Origin of the sequence: Streptomyces sp. NPDC058045 (genome assembly GCF_042885635.1) — a bacterium.
Lineage (GTDB): Bacteria > Actinomycetota > Actinomycetes > Streptomycetales > Streptomycetaceae > Streptomyces.
Genome location: NZ_JBHVRR010000030.1, coordinates 16,917 through 33,215, shown reverse-complemented (window position 1 = coordinate 33,215; position 16,299 = coordinate 16,917). Strand labels below are relative to the sequence as shown.

At 71.4% G+C, this 16,299-nt stretch carries 18 protein-coding genes and 1 pseudogene; 13 read left to right on the top strand and 6 right to left on the bottom strand.

The window, feature by feature from the left end; all coding sequences use genetic code 11:
- The first annotated feature begins 117 nt into the window (after positions 1-117).
- The 3 genes from ACFVST_RS19215 (at position 118) to ACFVST_RS19205 (ending at position 2,246) form a co-directional block, all read left to right on the top strand.
- Positions 118-690: an FABP family protein gene (locus tag ACFVST_RS19215; protein WP_390153063.1), complete on the top strand. Its 573-nt coding sequence runs from the start codon at positions 118-120 to the stop codon at positions 688-690.
- Positions 691-757: 67 nt separating this feature from the next.
- On the top strand, positions 758-1,231 hold the full coding sequence (locus ACFVST_RS19210) for a Fur family transcriptional regulator (RefSeq protein ID WP_390153060.1): 474 nt from the start codon (positions 758-760) through the stop codon (positions 1,229-1,231).
- A 49-nt stretch (positions 1,232-1,280) separates the two neighbouring features.
- A complete protein-coding gene (locus ACFVST_RS19205) occupies positions 1,281-2,246 on the top strand; it encodes a YgfZ/GcvT domain-containing protein (protein ID WP_390153057.1) in 966 nt (321 codons plus the stop codon).
- Positions 2,247-2,283: 37 nt separating this feature from the next.
- Here the strand turns inward: ACFVST_RS19205 and dtd are convergent, their stop codons facing one another.
- A complete protein-coding gene (gene dtd / locus ACFVST_RS19200; protein WP_390153055.1) occupies positions 2,284-2,724 on the bottom strand; it encodes a D-aminoacyl-tRNA deacylase in 441 nt (146 codons plus the stop codon).
- Between the two features lie 233 nt (positions 2,725-2,957).
- Between dtd and ACFVST_RS19195 the strand changes: the two genes are divergently transcribed.
- From ACFVST_RS19195 to ACFVST_RS19185, 3 genes are all read left to right on the top strand, one after another.
- Positions 2,958-3,620: a hypothetical protein gene (locus ACFVST_RS19195; protein WP_390153052.1), complete on the top strand. Its 663-nt coding sequence runs from the start codon at positions 2,958-2,960 to the stop codon at positions 3,618-3,620.
- 56 nt (positions 3,621-3,676) lie between these two features.
- Positions 3,677-4,651 carry an asparaginase gene (locus ACFVST_RS19190; protein ID WP_390153049.1) on the top strand — a complete coding sequence of 325 codons (975 nt, stop codon included), beginning with the start codon at positions 3,677-3,679 and terminating at the stop codon, positions 4,649-4,651.
- 81 nt (positions 4,652-4,732) lie between these two features.
- On the top strand, positions 4,733-6,031 hold the full coding sequence (locus ACFVST_RS19185; protein ID WP_390153046.1) for a GNAT family N-acetyltransferase: 1,299 nt from the start codon (positions 4,733-4,735) through the stop codon (positions 6,029-6,031).
- Between the two features lie 21 nt (positions 6,032-6,052).
- Here ACFVST_RS19185 and ACFVST_RS19180 read toward each other — a convergent pair whose 3' ends face one another.
- Complete coding sequence (locus ACFVST_RS19180; RefSeq protein WP_390153043.1) at positions 6,053-6,235, bottom strand: hypothetical protein; 183 nt, start codon at positions 6,233-6,235, stop codon at positions 6,053-6,055.
- Positions 6,236-6,269: 34 nt separating this feature from the next.
- Positions 6,270-6,458, bottom strand: a complete 189-nt coding sequence (locus ACFVST_RS19175) for a hypothetical protein (RefSeq protein ID WP_390153041.1) — start codon at positions 6,456-6,458, stop codon at positions 6,270-6,272.
- Between the two features lie 180 nt (positions 6,459-6,638).
- Here ACFVST_RS19175 and ACFVST_RS19170 point away from each other — a divergent pair, with 180 nt between their 5' ends.
- Positions 6,639-7,469: a GntR family transcriptional regulator gene (locus ACFVST_RS19170; protein WP_390153038.1), complete on the top strand. Its 831-nt coding sequence runs from the start codon at positions 6,639-6,641 to the stop codon at positions 7,467-7,469.
- A 147-nt stretch (positions 7,470-7,616) separates the two neighbouring features.
- On the top strand, positions 7,617-7,817 hold the full coding sequence (locus tag ACFVST_RS19165; protein WP_390153035.1) for a hypothetical protein: 201 nt from the start codon (positions 7,617-7,619) through the stop codon (positions 7,815-7,817).
- A 94-nt stretch (positions 7,818-7,911) separates the two neighbouring features.
- Here the strand turns inward: ACFVST_RS19165 and ACFVST_RS19160 are convergent, their stop codons facing one another.
- Entirely contained in the window at positions 7,912-10,296 is a 2,385-nt protein-coding gene (locus tag ACFVST_RS19160) for an ATP-binding cassette domain-containing protein (RefSeq protein WP_390153032.1), read from the bottom strand.
- Positions 10,297-10,550: 254 nt separating this feature from the next.
- On the opposite strand from ACFVST_RS19160, the gene ACFVST_RS19155 reads away from it, so the two are divergent.
- Both ACFVST_RS19155 and ACFVST_RS19150 read left to right on the top strand, forming a co-directional pair.
- Positions 10,551-10,958, top strand: coding sequence for a YciI family protein (locus ACFVST_RS19155; protein ID WP_390153029.1), 408 nt, complete (start codon positions 10,551-10,553; stop codon positions 10,956-10,958).
- Complete coding sequence (locus tag ACFVST_RS19150) at positions 10,955-12,100, top strand: RNA polymerase sigma factor (RefSeq protein WP_390153026.1); 1,146 nt, start codon at positions 10,955-10,957, stop codon at positions 12,098-12,100. Before ACFVST_RS19155 ends, ACFVST_RS19150 begins: the two co-directional genes overlap by 4 nt.
- Before the next feature lie 5 nt (positions 12,101-12,105).
- Here ACFVST_RS19150 and ACFVST_RS19145 read toward each other — a convergent pair whose 3' ends face one another.
- On the bottom strand, positions 12,106-13,185 hold the full coding sequence (locus ACFVST_RS19145) for a MerR family transcriptional regulator (RefSeq protein ID WP_390153023.1): 1,080 nt from the start codon (positions 13,183-13,185) through the stop codon (positions 12,106-12,108).
- Positions 13,186-13,325: 140 nt separating this feature from the next.
- Here ACFVST_RS19145 and ACFVST_RS19140 point away from each other — a divergent pair, with 140 nt between their 5' ends.
- A complete protein-coding gene (locus tag ACFVST_RS19140) occupies positions 13,326-14,108 on the top strand; it encodes a hypothetical protein (RefSeq protein WP_390153020.1) in 783 nt (260 codons plus the stop codon).
- Here the strand turns inward: ACFVST_RS19140 and ACFVST_RS19135 are convergent.
- A complete protein-coding gene (locus ACFVST_RS19135; protein ID WP_390153201.1) occupies positions 14,018-15,073 on the bottom strand; it encodes a protein kinase family protein in 1,056 nt (351 codons plus the stop codon). The genes ACFVST_RS19140 and ACFVST_RS19135 overlap by 91 nt on opposite strands.
- A gap of 253 nt (positions 15,074-15,326) precedes the next feature.
- Here ACFVST_RS19135 and ACFVST_RS19130 point away from each other — a divergent pair.
- Both ACFVST_RS19130 and ACFVST_RS19125 read left to right on the top strand, forming a co-directional pair.
- A pseudogene (locus tag ACFVST_RS19130) lies at positions 15,327-15,697 on the top strand (VOC family protein).
- 168 nt (positions 15,698-15,865) lie between these two features.
- Complete coding sequence (locus ACFVST_RS19125; protein ID WP_390153017.1) at positions 15,866-16,267, top strand: helix-turn-helix domain-containing protein; 402 nt, start codon at positions 15,866-15,868, stop codon at positions 16,265-16,267.
- Positions 16,268-16,299 lie beyond the last annotated feature (32 nt).

The window sequence follows — 16,299 nt, the reverse complement described above, 5'->3', positions numbered from 1 at the left end:
CTCGCCTTCGCCGCGCTCACGGTGAAGAAGCTCTACCAGGGCCAGCGCTGAGCTGAGGCAGCCGTGCCGCGCCAGCCGTCCACCGTCCCCGCCGTCTGAAGAAACACAGAGCATCCCATGATCGAGATCCCCTCTGACCTGCACAAGGACCTCGTCCCGCTGGCCTTCCTCCTGGGGAACTGGGCCGGCGCCGGCGTGCACGAATTCCCCGGCAGCGAGAAGTGCAACTTCGGCCAGGAGGTCAGCTTCACCCACGACGGGCGCGACTTCCTGGAGTACCACTCGCACGCCTGGGCGCTGGACGACGAGGGCAAGAAGGCCCGCCCCCTGGAGAGCGAGTCCGGCTTCTGGCGCATCGACGCCGAGCGCAAGGTCGAGGCCGTGATGTGCCGCGACGACGGCGTGGTCGAGATCTGGTACGGCGAACTCGCCGACCAGAAGCCCCAGATCGACCTGGCCACCGACGCCGTGGCCCGCACCGCCGCCTCCGGCCCGTACAGCGGCGGCAAGCGGCTCTACGGGTACGTCAAGAGCGACCTGATGTGGGTCGGCGAGAAGCAGACGCCCGAGGTGCCGCTGCGGCCGTATATGTCGGCGCAGTTGAAGAAGGTCGTCAGCCCCGAGGACGTGGAGTCCTGGGCGAAGGACCTGGGGGACCTCCCGGACGACGGCATCGCCTTCTTCAAGTAGGCCCCGCTTCCGCCGCCCGGGTCCCGGCCCGGTCGGCGCCCGTGCTCCGGGGGCTACCCTGGTTGCCGTGGTGAGCACCGACTGGAAGAGCGACCTGCGGCAGCGCGGCTACCGGCTGACCCCGCAGCGCCAGCTCGTGCTGGAAGCCGTCGACACCCTGGGGCACGCCACCCCGGACGACATCCTGGGCGAGGTCCGCCGCACCGCCTCCGGGGTCAACATCTCCACCGTGTACCGCACCCTGGAGCTGCTGGAGGAACTGGGCCTGGTCAGCCACGCCCACCTGGGGCACGGCGCCCCCACCTACCACCTGGCGGACCGGCACCACCATATGCATCTGGTGTGCCGGGACTGCACCGAGGTGATCGAGGCGGATGTGGAGGTCGCGGCCGAGTTCACCGCCAAGCTGCGGGCCGACTTCGGCTTCGACACCGATATGAAGCACTTCGCGATCTTCGGCCGCTGCGCGTCCTGCACGGCCCGCTCCACGACGGACACGAGAGACACGACAGACACAGTCAGCGGTCAGGATACGGAATAAGGGCGCGCTTCACACGGTCGTACTGTGTGTGGTTATGCAGCAACACTCCATGCGAAGCCCCCTGCTGTCCCTGCCCGGCGCGGTGCCCGGTGAGGGCGTCGACGAAGGGGTGGCCGCCCACTACGGGGAGCTGTTCCGCGAGCAGCGCGCCCTCGCCGACGGCACCGGATTCGTCGACCTCTCCCACCGCGGGGTGGTCACCGTCACCGGTGACGACCGGCTGGGCTGGCTGCACCTCCTGCTCACCCAGCACGTCAGCGAACTGCCCCCGCAGCAGGCCACCGAGGCGCTGATCCTCTCCGCCCACGGCCATATCGAGCACGCCCTGTACCTGGTGGACGACGGGACCACGGTGTGGGCGCATGTCGAGCCGGGCACCCAGGGCGCGTTGATCGACTATCTGGAGTCGATGAAGTTCTTCTACCGGGTGGAGGTCGCCGACCGCACCGCCGACTTCGCCGTGGTGCACCTCCCGGCCGGCTCCATCGCGGAGGCCCCCGAGGGCACCGTGGTCCGCGAAACCCCGTACGGGCGGGACGTGTTCCTGCCCCGCGAAGGGCTGACGGAGTTCGCCGAAAGCCACGGCCCGGCCGCCGGCCTGCTGGCGTACGAGGCGCTGCGGGTCGAGGCGCACCGGCCGCGGCTCGGCTTCGAGACGGACCACCGCACCATCCCGCACGAGCTGGGCTGGCTGGACAGCGCCGTCCATCTGCAGAAGGGCTGCTACCGCGGCCAGGAGACGGTGGCCCGGGTGCAGAATCTCGGCAAGCCGCCGCGGCGGCTGGTCTTCCTGCACCTCGACGGCAGCGAGGTGCGTCTGCCCCCGCACGGGGCGCCGGTCCGGCTCGCCGCGGACGGGACGGACGGCCGCAAGCTGGGCTTCGTCACGACTTCGGCCCGCCACCACGAACTGGGGCCGATCGCCCTGGCGCTGGTGAAGCGGAACGTTCCGGCGGACGCGCCCCTCATCGCGGACGACACCGCCGCCGCCCAGGAGACCGTGGTCGAACCCTGACCGCCCCGGGCCGCCCCCGCAGCCGTCCGGGGCGGCCTCAGACCTCCAACTGCACTGTGAACGGGCCGTCGTTGGTGAGGGAGACCCGCATCCGGGCGCCGAAGCGGCCGGTGGCGACGGTGGCGCCGAGCGCCCGCAGCCGGGCCACCACCTCGTCCACCAGCGGCTCGGCCACCTCGCCGGGGGCGGCCGAACTCCAGGTGGGGCGGCGGCCCTTGCGGGCGTCGCCGTAGAGGGTGAACTGGCTGATGACCAGCAGCGGGGCGTCCTGGTCGGAGCAGGACCGCTCGTCGTGCAGGATCCGCAGCGACCACAGTTTGCGGGCCAGCCGGTCCGCCTGCTCCTTGGTGTCCTCGTGGGTTACGCCCACCAGGACGCACAGCCCCTCGCCCTCGATCGCGCCGACCGTCCGCGGCACCCCGTCCGCGTCCTCGACGGTGACGCTCGCCCCGTCCACCCTCTGCACCACTGCACGCATACCGCCCATCATGCCGTGCCCCGTACGGGCGCCGCCGGGCCGGTGCCGGGAAGGGGGGTGTGCGCCTCGTACGCCTCCGGGCGCGCCCGTACCGCCATCCGGGGTGATCGGATGCGCCCGAACCCCCCATCCGGGGCCGATCAGGGGCACTCAGCCGCAAACCGCCCATCGGTGATGGCACGATGAGCCGGGCCGGCGACCGGGGCGCCGGCGAGGCGAAGGGGAGCAGTGCCGTGACCACACCGAGTACCGGACGACCGGCAGGGCCCGTGGTGCCGCGGGGGGCGGGCCTGCGGTCCGGCCGCCCGCCCGTACAGCGGTCGGACAGCCCGTCCGCCCCACGCGACATCGCACCGGACCGCCCGGCCGGCCGCGATCCACGGGCGCCGGGCGGGGCGCCCCAAGTCCCCGAGGAGGAGCCGCTGTTGCTGCCCGAGCTGCGTGAACTGCGCCGCCAGGCCCGGCGCGACGAGGCCGACCTGAGCTATGTGCGGCGCCTGGTGCAGGGCCGGATCGACATCCTCCGGGCCGAGTTGGACCGCCGTACCGCGCCGCGGGCACCGCTCGACGGGGTGCCGCCGGTGGACCGGCTGCCGGAGATCCTCACCGACCAGCCCGCCCGCCAGCGCTCCTCCGCCCGCCATGTCACCCTCGCCACCCCGCGCAGCGCCGAGTACGGGCGGCTGGCCGCGGAGATGCTCGCCGAGGTCGAACTCTCCGATCTGGACGCCCGTACGGACGAGGAGCTGAGGGCCGCGATGGGCCGCCTCGTCGCCTATGAGCAGCAGGTCTCCCGGGAGCGGCAGCGGCTCCAGCGGACCGCCGACGCGTGTGGCGCAGAAATCGCCCGAAGGTACCGTGAAGGCGAAGCAAACGTAGACGACCTGCTCGGCTGACCGGCCGCCTGGCGAGCCCGGGGCCTTCCGGACGGGTCCCGCCCGGAAGGCCCGCCATGCAAGCCGAGACCAGTACCGCCGTGCCCGCAGCCATATCCCCGGTCCTCGCCGAGGTCGTGCGCTCCGGTTTTGTCGAGGGCCGCCACCGCGGCAGCCTGGTGCTGCTGGATCCGGACGGGCGGGTGGAGTTGGCGCTCGGCGCCGCGGACACCCCCGTCTTCCCCCGCTCCGCGAACAAGCCGATGCAGGCCGCCGCGATCCTGCGGGCCGGTCTTGAGCTGGCGGGCGAGCGGCTGGCACTGGCCTCGGCCAGCCACTCCGGTGAGCCCTTCCACCGCGAGCTGGTGCGGCGGATGCTCGCCGAGGCCGGTCTCACCGAGGCCGATCTCCAGTGCCCGCCCGATCTCCCGCTGGACCCGGAGGAGGCGGAACTCCACCTGGCCGCGGGCGGGATCCGGGACCGGATCACCATGAACTGCTCCGGCAAGCACACCGCGATGCTCGCCGCCTGCGCCGGCAACGGCTGGCCGGCCGCCTCCTGTCTGGATCCGGAGCACCCCTTGCAGCGGCTGGTGCGGGACGTCGTGGAGGAGGCCTCGGGCGAGAAGGTCGCCGCGGTCGGTACGGACGGCTGCGGGGCGCCGCTGATGGCGATCAGCCTGACCGGTCTGGCCCGCGCCTTCCGGTACTTCGTCCGGGCCGAGCCGGGGTCCGCGGAGCGCCGGGTCGCGGACGCCATGCGGGCGCACCCGGAGTATGTGGGCGGCACCCGCAGGGCGGACACCTGGCTGATGCGGGAGGTGCCGGGCACGCTGTCGAAGATGGGCGCGGAGGGGGTGCAGGCGGTTGCGCTGCCCGACGGCCGCGCCCTCGCCTTCAAGATCGACGACGGTGCGGGGCGCGCCCTCGGACCGGTCCTGGCACGGGCGTTGGAGCTGGCCGGGGTGCGGGGCGCGGTGGTCGAGCGGATCGGCGCGGCGCCGCTGCTGGGCGCGGGCCGCGAGGTGGGCGCGATACGGGCCGCGTTCTGACCTGCGGGGGAGACGGGCTGGGCCGCGGGGGCGGGCGGAAACCGGGCGACAGGGTGGGCGGCCCCGCCTACGTTGGTCGGTATGCCCAGCGAAGCCCCTGCCACCGCCGCGCCCTCTACTACCACCTCTCCCCCCTCCGCCGGGACCGTCGTGCGGCCGATCACCCCGGATGAGGTGGAGCCCTGGCTGCGGGCGCTGCACACCGGCTTTCTGCGGCCGCCGACACCGTCACCGGAGTATGTGGCCTGGCGTACGCGGACCCTCGACCCGCCGCGTACCCTCGGCGCCTTCGACGGGGACCGCTGTGTCGGCACCCTGCGTTCGTTCCCGCAGCGGCTGACGGCGGTGGGTGGCGCGGAGGTCGCCGCCGACGCGATCTCCAATGTCACCGTCAGCCCCACCCATCGCCGCCGCGGTCTGCTCGGCCGGATGATGGCGCGGGACCTGGCGGCGGCTCGGGAGCGCGGTGAGGTGGTGGCGACGCTGATCGCCGCCGAGTACCCGATCTACGGCCGGTTCGGCTTCGGGCCCGCCGCCTCCGTCGCCGATTTCGAGATCGACGTCCCACGGACCGGACTGGGCACCCGCTGGTCGGGGCCCGGGTGCGGGGGCCGGATCGAGCTGGTGGACGCGGCGGAGGTACGGGAGTCGGGGCCCGCTCTGCATGATCGGCTGCGGGCGGGGCAGCCCGGGGCGGTGGACCGGGACGCCGAGTGGTGGGCCCGGGCCACCGGTGCGGAGACCGTCCCCGAGCACCCCTGGCGGGAGCCGTTCCACGCGGTCTACCGGTCCGCGTCCGGGGAGGTGGAAGGGCTGCTGGTGTACTCCGCGGACGATGCGTGGAGCGATGCCAAGCAGCCGCAGAACACGGCGACGGTGCACGATCTGATCGCACTCGGCCCGGCTGCGGAACGTGCCCTGTGGCACTTCCTCTGCTCGGTCGACTGGATCACCAAGGTCCGCACCGGCCACCGCGCCGTCGACAGCCTGCTGCCCGAGCTGCTGCCCGATCCGCGCGCCGCCAGGATCACCACCCGCGCCGACTGGCTCTGGGTCCGCATCCTGGACGTGGTGCGCGCCCTGGAGACACGGAGCTACGAGCGGGAGGGGACGCTGGTGCTCGAAGTGCACGCCCCCGAAGAGGCCCCGCGCCGCTACCGGTTGGCGGCCGGCCCGGACGGCGCGTCCTGCGTCCCGGTCCGGTCGGAGCCCGATCTGGTGCTGGACGTAAGGGAGTTGGGCGCGCTGTGGCTGGGGGAGGGCTCGGCGGTGCGGCTGGGGGCGCTCGGGCGGATCGCCGAGGAGACACCGGGCGCGCTGGCGCTGGCCGACGGTGTGTTCCGTACCGCGCGCGGCCCGTGGTGCCCGGATGTGTTCTGACCACGCCGCGTGGCGGGCGGTTCAGCCGTGGGCCAGCAGGAGGACCAGGACGGCTGCCCCGGTGCCGCTGAACGCGGCGTTTCTGGCCCGGAGCCCGATGGTGAGCGCCAGCAGGGCGGCCAGGCCCAGCGGGCCGTAGCGCACCTGGACGAGCTGTTCGAAGCCGAGGCCCGCGATGGCGACGGTGACTGCGTAGAGCGGCATGTTTCACCTCCGGGGTGCGGTGCGGTGGGCCGGGTCAGGCCGCGGGGCCGGTGAGGAGCAGGGCCAGTACCAGGGCGCCGACCGAGCTGCAGGTGTGGTTTCCGCTGCGCACGCCGACGGTGAGCAGGGTCAGCCCCACCACGCCCATCGGGCCGTACGACCACTGGAGGAGCTGTTCGAGGCCGACGGCGAGGGTCGCCGTGAGCAGGGCTGTGACGGGCATGGTGTCCCTCCTTCGGAGGCTGGCGGGGATGGTGCCAAGTATTGCCATCTTGTTGCGAGTTGGTTGCCAACTCTGTTTGAGGTGTGCCCACTTGGCTGCCATGGGTAAACAATTGCCAGTCAGCGCCCGGGAGATGGAGGCTGGCACTACCGTTTTGCCGTGCCGCGGAAGGACCTTGCAGTGAACGGCAGTGACGATCGGACGACGTCCCAGCAGATCGCCGCCGCCCTGCGCGAGCGGATCAGGAGCGGACCGCTCAAGGCGGGCGACCGGCTGCCCACCCAGGCCGAGTTGGCCGAGGAGTTCGCCGTGGAGCGCGGCACCGTACGCCAGGCGATACGGACGCTGGCCGAGGAGGGGCTGCTCACCAACGTCAGCAAGGGCAGCCCGCCGAGGGTCGCGGCACCGCAGTCCACCCTGGTCAGCCTGGCGCCCCGGCTCTCCGAGGCGTTCGCGGCGCCCGAGGTGAGCATCGACGCGGTGTGCCTGACGGCCGAGTCGCTGCTGGTGGCGGTGGGGGAGCCGCTGCGGCTGATCCACGAGGGCCGGCTGCTGCCCGAGGCGGTACGGCTGCGGGTGCTGCTGCCCGGCCGGGACATCGCCCTGGCCTTCCCCGCACCGGCGGACCACCAGGACGAGCGGGTCCACCAGCGCTGGCTGGCGCAGCGCAACGCCCAGGGCCAGGTGCTGCGTTCCCATCTCCTCGAGCTGCGCGCCTCCCATGGCATCGACGTCCAAGTCGAGTTCCGCGCCCTGCCGTTCACCCCGCCGGTCAAGCTGTATCTGCTCAACGACGCCGAGGCGCTGCTGGCGTTCTACACGGTGGCCCGCCGCGAGGAGGAGTTCGGCGACGGCACCCTCGACCTGTACGACACCCATGGCTCCCAGTCGCTGCTCTTCGGCTTCGAGCCGCAGGCCGGTGAACGGGACGGCTCCTTCGTGCGGGAGGCGAAGAAGTGGTTCAACTCCCTCTGGGACACGATCAGTTCGGAGCTGACGCTTTTCTCGTGAGGCAGGGGGCGGGCGGTCGGGACCCGGTGATCGCCGTCCGTCGATCACCACCTGTGGATGGCCGCCCGTTGATCGAAATGCGGCGTATGTCGGGGCGTGTAAGTCTGGTCGCGCCCCGAACCCCCACATTCCCCAGGAGTGAACATCATGGGCATGAAGGACCAGTTCAGCGAGAAGGCCAATGAGCTCAAGGACAAGGCGCAGCGGGCCAAGCGCGGCGGTGACGGCGAGCGGGAGCGCCGTGGCGGCCAGGACCAGATGCGTGAGCGCGCCGAGCAGGGCCGCGAGCAGGCCGAGGACGCGGCGAAGGACGCCGCGAAGGACGCCCGCGACCGCTTCCAGAGCTGACCCGCCGGCCGCCCCGGCCGCGCACCGTTGAACGGTTGAGGGGCGCACCCCCGCAGGTGCGCCCCCTTCCCCGGTGCCCGGCCGGCGGTCGCGGTCAGCCGCCGACGTACTCCGCGAGGTGCTGCCCGGTGAGGGTGGGGCGGGTGGCGACCAGCTCGGCGGGGGTGCCCTCGAAGACGACGCGGCCGCCCTCGTGCCCGGCGCCCGGACCGAGGTCGATGATCCAGTCGGCGTGCGCCATGACGGCCTGGTGGTGCTCGATGACGATGACCGACTTACCGGCGTCCACCAGCCGGTCCAGCAGCCCCAGCAACTGCTCCACATCGGCGAGATGGAGCCCCGCGGTCGGCTCGTCCAGGACGTAGGTGCCGCCCTTCTCGCCCATGTGGGTGGCGAGTTTCAGCCGCTGGCGTTCGCCGCCGGAGAGGGTGGTGAGGGGCTGGCCGAGGGTGAGATAGCCGAGGCCGACATCGGCCAGCCGCTCCAGGATCCGCAGCGCGGCCGGAGTACGCGCCTCGCCCCCGGCGAAGAACTCCGCGGCCTCCGCCACCGGCATCGCCAGCACCTCGCTGATGTCCCGCCCGCCGAGCCGGTACTCCAGCACCGCGCCGTCGAACCGCCGCCCCTCGCAGTCCTCGCAGGTGGTGGCGGTCCCGGCCATCATCGCCAGGTCGGTGTAGATCACCCCGGCGCCCTTGCAGGTGGGGCACGCCCCTTCGGAGTTGGCGCTGAACAGGGCCGGCTTCACATCGTTGGCCTTGGCGAACGCCTTGCGGATCGGGTCCAGCAGTCCGGTGTAGGTGGCCGGATTGCTGCGCCGGGAGCCGCGGATGGGCGCCTGGTCGACCAGTACCACCCCGGCGTCCTCCGGCAGCGACCCGTGCAGCAGGGAACTCTTGCCGGAACCGGCGACCCCGGTGACGACGGTGAGCACCCCGAGCGGGATGTCCACGTCGACCTCGCGCAGATTGTGGGTGGTGGCGCCGCGGATCTCCAGCGCGCCGGACGGGGTGCGTACCGCGTCCTTGACCCTGGCGCGGTCGTCCAGATGGCGGCCGGTGAGGGTGGCGCCGGCGCGCAGCCCGTCGACGGTGCCCTCGAAGCAGACGGTGCCGCCGGCCGTCCCGGCGCCCGGGCCGAGGTCCACCACATGGTCGGCGATGGCGATGACCTCCGGCTTGTGCTCCACCACCAGCACCGTGTTGCCCTTGTCCCGCAGGCGCAGCAGCAGCCGGTTCATCCGCTGGATGTCGTGCGGGTGCAGCCCGGTGGTGGGCTCGTCGAAGACATAGGTGGTGTCGGTGAGGGAGGAGCCGAGGTGGCGGATCATCTTGACGCGCTGCGCCTCACCGCCGGAGAGGGTGCCGGCCGGCCGGTCCAGGGAGAGGTAGCCGAGGCCGATCTCGGTGAACGACTCCAGGCTCTGCGTCAGGGCGGTGAGCAGCGGCGCCACCGAGGGCTCGGCCAGCCCGCGGACCCAGGCGGCCAGATCCCGGATCTCCATCCGGCAGGCGTCCGCGATGGAGATCCCGGCGATCTTCGAGGCGCGGGCGTGCTCCGCGAGCCGGGTGCCCCCGCAGTCCTGGCAGGGGGTGAAGGCGACCGCGCGTTCCACGAAGGCCCGCACATGCGGCTGCATCCCCTCCTTGTCCTTGGACAGCATCGACTTGCGGATCCGCGGGATCAGGCCCTCGTAGGTCATATTGATCCCGGCGATCTTCATCCGGACCGGCTCGTGGTGCAGCAGGTCGTGCCGTTCCCGCTCGCTGAAGTCGCGGATCGGCTTGTCCGGGTCGAAGAAGCCGGACTCGGCGTAGAGCCGGGTGTTCCAACCGCCGCCGGTGTAGCCGGGGATGGTGAAGGCGCCCTCGTTGATCGACTTCGTCGCGTCGTAGAGCGCGGCCGGGTCCAGATCGGCGACCGAGCCGCGGCCCTCGCAGACCGGGCACATCCCGCCGACCTTGTTGAAGGTGACCTTCTGCGCCTTCCCCGCCTTCCCCACCTTGATCGCACCGGCCGCCGACACCGAGGGCACGTTGAACGCGAACGCCCCCGGCGGCCCGACATGCGGGCTGCCGAGCCGGCTGAAGAGGATCCGCAGCATCGCGTTGGCGTCGGTGGCGGTGCCGACCGTGGAGCGGGGATCGGCGCCCATCCGCTGCTGGTCCACCACGATCGCCGTGGTCAGCCCGTCCAGCACATCCACCTCGGGCCGCGCCGAAGCCGGCATGAAGCCCTGTACGAAGGCGCTGTACGTCTCGTTGATCAGGCGCTGCGACTCGGCGGCGATGGTGTCGAAGACCAGCGAACTCTTTCCGGAGCCGGAGACCCCGGTGAACACCGTGAGGCGGCGCTTGGGGAGTTCGACGCTGATGTCCTTGAGGTTGTTCTCGCGTGCGCCGTGCACCCGGATCAGGTCATGGCTGTCGGCGATGTGCGGTGCGGACGACTGCGGGCCCGCCTTCCTGGCCGTACTCATCGGGCTCTCCTCGGTCCGTCCTGCCGTCCGCCGGTGCCCGTCCGGCCGGGCCGCGGAGTGCCGCCGGTGGTCTCGGCGGGGTGCTCACGCTAGCGGCGGCCCGCACCCGGCGCTTCTCGATTCCTGACCGGTCCGCCCCACCGCCCCCGGACACCGGAAAAAAACCTTCCGGCGGGATGTCGAGAACGGGAGCACGGCTCCGTCCCAGGGATGAGTACGGCCACAATGGGCCGTAGCCCACCAGGGAGAACACCATGGCCAAGTATCTGCTGCTGAAGCACTACCGGGGCGCTCCGGCGCCGGTCAACAACGTGCCGATGGACCAGTGGGAACCGGAGGAGGTCACGGCCCACATCCAGTACATGAACGACTTCGCCGCCAAGCTGGAGACCACCGGCGAGTACGTCGACGGGCAGGCGCTCTCCCCGGAGGGCACCTTCGTCCGCTACGACGGCGAGGGGCGGCCACCGGTCACCGACGGCCCGTTCGCCGAGACCAAGGACCTCATCGCCGGCTGGATGGTGATCGACGTCGAGACCTACGAGCGCGCCGTCGAACTCGCCGGTGAACTGTCCGCGGCCCCGGGCGCCGGAGGCCGGCCCATCCACGAGTGGCTCGAAGTGCGCCCCTTCTACGGCGAGCACTGCCCGACCGCCGAGTGAACGAGGCCCTGCTCAGGGAGCTGGTGCCCGCGGTCATCGGTGTCCTCGTCCGCCGCGGAGCAGATTTCGCGGCGGCCGAGGACGCCGTGCAGGACGCCCTGCTCGAAGCCGTGCGCCGCTGGCCGGACGAGCCGCCGAAGGACCCCAAGGGCTGGCTGATCACAGTGGCCTGGCGCCGGCACCTCGACACCGTACGCGCCGACACCTCCCGTCGGCGGCGCGAGGAACTCGTCGACGCCGAACCCCCACCCGGCCCCGGCGAAGCGGCGGACGACACCCTCCACCTGTACTTTCTCTGCGCCCACCCGTCGCTGACCCCGGCCTCGGCGGTGGCGCTCACGCTGCGCGCCGTCGGCGGCCTCACCACCCGGCAGATCGCCCAGGCCTATCTGGTGCCGGAGGCCACCATGGCCCAGCGGATCAGCCGCGCCAAGCGGACCGTCTCCGGAGTCGCCCTCGACCGGCCCGGCGACCCCGCCACCGTGCTGCGCGTCCTCTACCTCGTCTTCAACGAGGGCTACTCCGGCGACGTCGACCTCGCCGCCGAGGCGATCCGCCTCACCCGCCAACTCTCCGCCAGGACCGACGACGAGGAGGTCGAGGGCCTGCTCGCGCTGATGCTGCTGCACCACGCCCGGCGCCCCGCGCGCACCGGCCCCGACGGCAGGCTGATCCCGCTCGCCGAGCAGGACCGCGGCCGCTGGGACACCGCGCTGATCACCGAGGGCATCGGCATCCTCCAGGCGGCCCTGGCCCGCGACCGCCTGGGCGAATTCCAGGCCCAGGCGGCCGTCGCCGCACTCCACGCCGACGCCAGGACCGCCGCGGAGACCGACTGGGTGCAGATCACCGAGTGGTACGACGAGCTGGTACGCCTCACCGGCAGCCCGGTGGCCCGCCTCAACCGGGCCGTCGCGGTGGGCGAGGCCGACGGCCCGCGGGCCGGCCTCGCCGCCCTGGCCGGACTCGACCCCGCCCTGCCCCGGTACACCGCCGTCGCCGCCCATCTGCACGAACGCGCCGGCGACCGGGACACCGCGGCCCGCCTCTACGCCCAGGCCGCCCGCACCGCCCCCAACGTCCCCGAACGCGACCACCTCACCCGCCAGGCCGCCCGCCTCAACTCCCAGCGGGGCGGGTGAGGGGGCTACCGCTGGAATTCGTGGACGTCGGCGACCACCGCGCTGATGTTGTCGGGGCCGCCGGAGCCGTTGGCGAGGGCGATGAGCGCGCGGACCGCCTGCTCGGGCCCGCCGGCCCCGGCCAGCACCCGGTGGATCTCCCCACCCGGCACCACGGCGGACAGCCCGTCGGAACAGAGCAGGTACCGGTCCCCGAGCCGGGCGTCGCGCAGCCTCAACTCCGGTGTGGCATCGGCCCCTTCACCCAGCGCGCGCACCAGCAGCGACCGCTGGGGATGCGAGGCGGCCTCCGCCGGCGTGAGGCGCCCTTCGTCGATCATCGACTGCACCACGGTGTGGTCGTGGGTGATCTGGAACAACTCCCCGCCGCGCAGCAGGTAGACCCGCGAGTCGCCGATGTGGACCAGGGCGAGCTGCGAGCCGGTCCACAGCATCGCGGTGAGCGTGGTGCCCGCCACCCCCTCGGAAGCACCCGTTCCGGCAGCGCCGCGCACCGCCCGCCCCGCCCGGTCGACCGCGTCCTCCAGCACGGCGAGCAGCTCACCCGCCGCGGCACGCTCGCCCTCCAGTTGCTTGAGCGCGTCCACGGCGGCCGCACTCGCGGGCGCGCCCCGGTTGCCGTACCCGTCGGCCACGGCGAGCAGACGGGCCCCCGCGTAGGCGGTGTCCTGGTTGCTCTCGCGGACCAGGCCGGTGTCGGAGAGCGCGGCATAGCGGATGCCCAGCGGTTCGGTGGTGGGGGACATGGCGGAGTCCTTCCGGGAGAGATGGTCGATGAGGAAGACGGCCAGATCCCGGCGGGCGGTGGCAGTGGCCTCGACCTCGGCCCAGAAGGCCCGGATCTCGACCGCCGCCGCCCCCGCCTCCAGCGAGCCGACGTACCGGATACGGGCCAGCGGCATACCCAGCCGCCGGAGCCACGCGACCAGCCGCGCCTGCTCCAACTGCTCCGGCGCATAACGGCGGTAGCCCGTCACCGGGTCGACGCGGGCCGGAGTAAGCAGGCCCAACTCGTCATAGAGCCGCAGCGCCTTCGGCGACAACCGGCACGCTTCGGCGAACGCCCCGATACCCATCAGCCCCATCCGCCCTCCCCTCATCCCGGGCCCGTCGCCCGGCCCCACCGATCCTGCGGGCTCCCCTTGGGGGAAGGTCAACCACGGGTGCCGGACGTCCCTCGTTCCGGTGGTCGCGGCCGTCGGACGCAAGCTGGTGGGATCCCCGCATGACGGACTGGCCGCCCCTCCTGGACCGCATCGCACGGGAACCCGACCCCGAGCTGTGGAACGACCTGTGGTCGGCGCTGTGCCATCAGGGCAGCGTCTACCCGGCCAGCTTCACCGCACTGCCCTGGCTGGCCGAGACAGCCGGCGGTGACGACCGGGAGCAGTCGGTGAACGCCCTGGTCCTGGCCGGCGCGATCATGGCGGGCGCCGAGCAGCCCCACGGCGCCGGCGACGTCCGCGCCCAGTACACCGCCGAGATCGAGAGCCTCCTGACAGCGGTGAACCAGCAACTCCGGACGGCATCCGACCGCACCGACTACCTCCATCTCCTGGCAGCCGTACCGGCCTTCGAAGGCGCCGCGGACTGGAGCGAAGTCCTGGCCCGGGGGCTCGGCGACAGGGAGTACGAGCTCGACTGCCCCGGCTGCCGCACCGCCCTGTTCATCGCCCTCGGCGAACAAGGCTTCTTCTCCACCACCGAGGACTACGCCCGCTCCGACGCCGACGTCACCACGAGCCCCCTGCTACCGGCCGCCCCGGCCGACCTGCACATCATCCCCCGACGCCTCCACGCCACCGCCCTCTCCGACGGCCACCCCGAACTCGCCCACACCCTGACCCACCTACTCGGCCACACCACCTGCCCCAACTGCGAAACCCACTTCTCCCTCGCCGAGTTGATCACCACCACTCAGCCGCCCCCGGCTCCGCCATGGAGGGCCCGATGGAGCGCCTCCGCCGGGTACGGGGTCTCCCTGTTCTCGTCCTGGATCTTGCCGTAGAAGTCCGTCATCACTGCGGCGAGTGGTGCATGGCGGGAGAGGATCGCCCTGGCCTCTTGCGGGCCATCCGGCGGTTCCTCTCCTTTCGCGCATACACGGATAAGTGCCTCGCGTTCCTTCCGCTCGTATCCGTAAAGCTTGGTGATCAGACTGTTCACCAGCCAACTGCGTGTGTAACAGCGATCGTAGGCCCTGTGGAGTTCAAAGAATCCGGTCTCGGATGGTGACAGATCGAATCGGGAGGAGAGGGCGAGGCCGTAGTCGGCGAAGTAAAGGCGTCGGCCGTCGATCAGGATGTTCTGGAAATGGGCGTCGAAATGCAGAATCCCGCGAGCGCCCATAAAGGACGTACCGGCCTCCAACTCGCCCTCCACCAGGGAACAAGCCCGGTCGGCGGATTCTTCACCAGCCTGAATCTGCTCGGTGAGCCATTCGTCGAGCGTCTGAGGGATGTACTCCAGAAACAGTACGAGGCTCGCAGAGGACTGCTGAAGGGCCTCGATACGACGGCCCACCTCTGGCCTGCCTCCCCAATAGGCCACGACCCGCGCCACGTCCGCGAGTTCCCCGGAAAGCGCGGCCGCGTCCGGCAGTACACGCCAGTGATACATCATCGGGAATCCCTGGTATTGCCCTCCGAGAACCCAGTTCGTCGTCATGATGTGAACAGTGAGCTCCCGCCATGCGCCGAAACCAGGGCCACCCACGCCGTACTGGCAGAAGGCGGGAAGCTCGAACAGATTGGCCGTGGATCCTACGTGCTCCGGCCGCCGCTCCATATCCGTGAGCGGTACCCGCTTCACGAAGACCGGCTTCCCGTCAACCTCCAGTACCGCAGACCTTCCACCGATACCGGAGCCAAGCGGTATGGCGGCACCAACCAGTTCGCCCAATCGGCGATCATTTTGCAGGGCAAGGGACGTGGAGATCGCGCTGTAGGCGGCCAAACGCGCACTCTCCGGCATATCGGGATGAACGGCCGCTACCTGCATCGGAATGCCGACCTCATCTCCACTGTGCGCGCGAGTGTCCACCAACTGCTGCCTCCGCACCGTACGCGAAGGCTGACGGATGTCCTGTCCCGGACAACTGTTGGCCTGGTGAGGCTCTGACCTGCTGTGCTTACGGTGGAGTGGAACGAAGGCGCTCGTCCCGCTCAACGGTAGGCAACCGCCTTCATGGCGTGCGCGGAAGTCCACTGACCGACTCCGAGGTCTCATGCCCCTGCAGATGGAACTGGGTGCGATGACGCTCGATTGTCCTGATCCGCTGGCTCTGGCGGCGTTCTATCAGCGGGCCACCGGCTTTGAACCGCACCCGAAGTCGGACGCCGAGTTCGCCGCTCTCAACCGTGAGGACGGGCTCTCTATCGGCTTTCAGCGGGTCGAGGGCTATCGGGCTCCGAGTTGGCCTGGCCAGATCGTTCCCCAGCAGCTTCACATCTGCTTCAAGGTCGCGGAGAGCCTGGGCGAGGCCGAGGCCCGGCTGCTGGAGCTTGGTGCGGCAAGCCGGATCACCAGCCACACGGGGGCAGGGTGCGGGTCCTCACCGATCCCGCTGGGCACCCCTTCTGCATCGTCACGTGCTGATCGCCGGGTTCACGCCATTGAGGACCGCCCCTCTCCCTAGCCAGCCGGGTCAGGGGGACTTCCTGTACATCGCAGAGACAGGGCAGGCGGCCTTCGCGCCCCCGTGATGTGGCGCACTTTTGCAAGCGGGCGCTTGCAAAAGTTAGCGGGGGTGGGGAGGATCGGGGTATGGGATCGCTCAATGTCGGGAGTCTTGGTGAGTACCTGCGGGAGCAGCGGCGTTCCGCGCAGCTCTCGTTGCGGCAGCTCGCTGATGCGGCCGGGGTCTCCAATCCGTATCTGAGTCAGATCGAGCGGGGGCTGCGGAAGCCCAGCGCGGAGGTGTTGCAGCAGGTCGCCAAGGCGCTGCGGATCTCCGCGGAGACGCTGTACGTGCGGGCCGGGATTCTTGACGAGCGGGAGCGGGACGAGCTGGAGACGCGCGCCGTCATCATGGCCGACCCGTCCATCAACGAGCGGCAGAAGCAGGTGCTGCTCCAGATCTACGAGTCCTTCCGCAAGGAGAACGGGACCGGGTCGGCGCCGGATGCGGAGGCGGTCGACCGGGACACGCCCGGGGACGGTACCTGAGCGGACGAGGACGGTCCGCGTAGTAAGTCCAC

Coding starts and splice junctions, on each gene's coding strand:
- ACFVST_RS19215 (WP_390153063.1), top strand. CDS start 118: ATGATCGAGATCCCCTCTGACCTGCACAAGGACCTCGTCCCGCTGGCC.
- ACFVST_RS19205 (WP_390153057.1), top strand. CDS start 1,281: ATGCGAAGCCCCCTGCTGTCCCTGCCCGGCGCGGTGCCCGGTGAGGGC.
- dtd (WP_390153055.1), bottom strand. CDS start 2,724: ATGCGTGCAGTGGTGCAGAGGGTGGACGGGGCGAGCGTCACCGTCGAG.
- ACFVST_RS19190 (WP_390153049.1), top strand. CDS start 3,677: ATGCAAGCCGAGACCAGTACCGCCGTGCCCGCAGCCATATCCCCGGTC.
- ACFVST_RS19185 (WP_390153046.1), top strand. CDS start 4,733: ATGCCCAGCGAAGCCCCTGCCACCGCCGCGCCCTCTACTACCACCTCT.
- ACFVST_RS19180 (WP_390153043.1), bottom strand. CDS start 6,235: ATGCCGCTCTACGCAGTCACCGTCGCCATCGCGGGCCTCGGCTTCGAA.
- ACFVST_RS19175 (WP_390153041.1), bottom strand. CDS start 6,458: ATGCCCGTCACAGCCCTGCTCACGGCGACCCTCGCCGTCGGCCTCGAA.
- ACFVST_RS19165 (WP_390153035.1), top strand. CDS start 7,617: ATGGGCATGAAGGACCAGTTCAGCGAGAAGGCCAATGAGCTCAAGGAC.
- ACFVST_RS19160 (WP_390153032.1), bottom strand. CDS start 10,296: ATGAGTACGGCCAGGAAGGCGGGCCCGCAGTCGTCCGCACCGCACATC.
- ACFVST_RS19155 (WP_390153029.1), top strand. CDS start 10,551: ATGGCCAAGTATCTGCTGCTGAAGCACTACCGGGGCGCTCCGGCGCCG.
- ACFVST_RS19145 (WP_390153023.1), bottom strand. CDS start 13,185: ATGGGGCTGATGGGTATCGGGGCGTTCGCCGAAGCGTGCCGGTTGTCG.
- ACFVST_RS19140 (WP_390153020.1), top strand. CDS start 13,326: ATGACGGACTGGCCGCCCCTCCTGGACCGCATCGCACGGGAACCCGAC.
- ACFVST_RS19135 (WP_390153201.1), bottom strand. CDS start 15,073: ATGCCGGAGAGTGCGCGTTTGGCCGCCTACAGCGCGATCTCCACGTCC.
- ACFVST_RS19125 (WP_390153017.1), top strand. CDS start 15,866: ATGGGATCGCTCAATGTCGGGAGTCTTGGTGAGTACCTGCGGGAGCAG.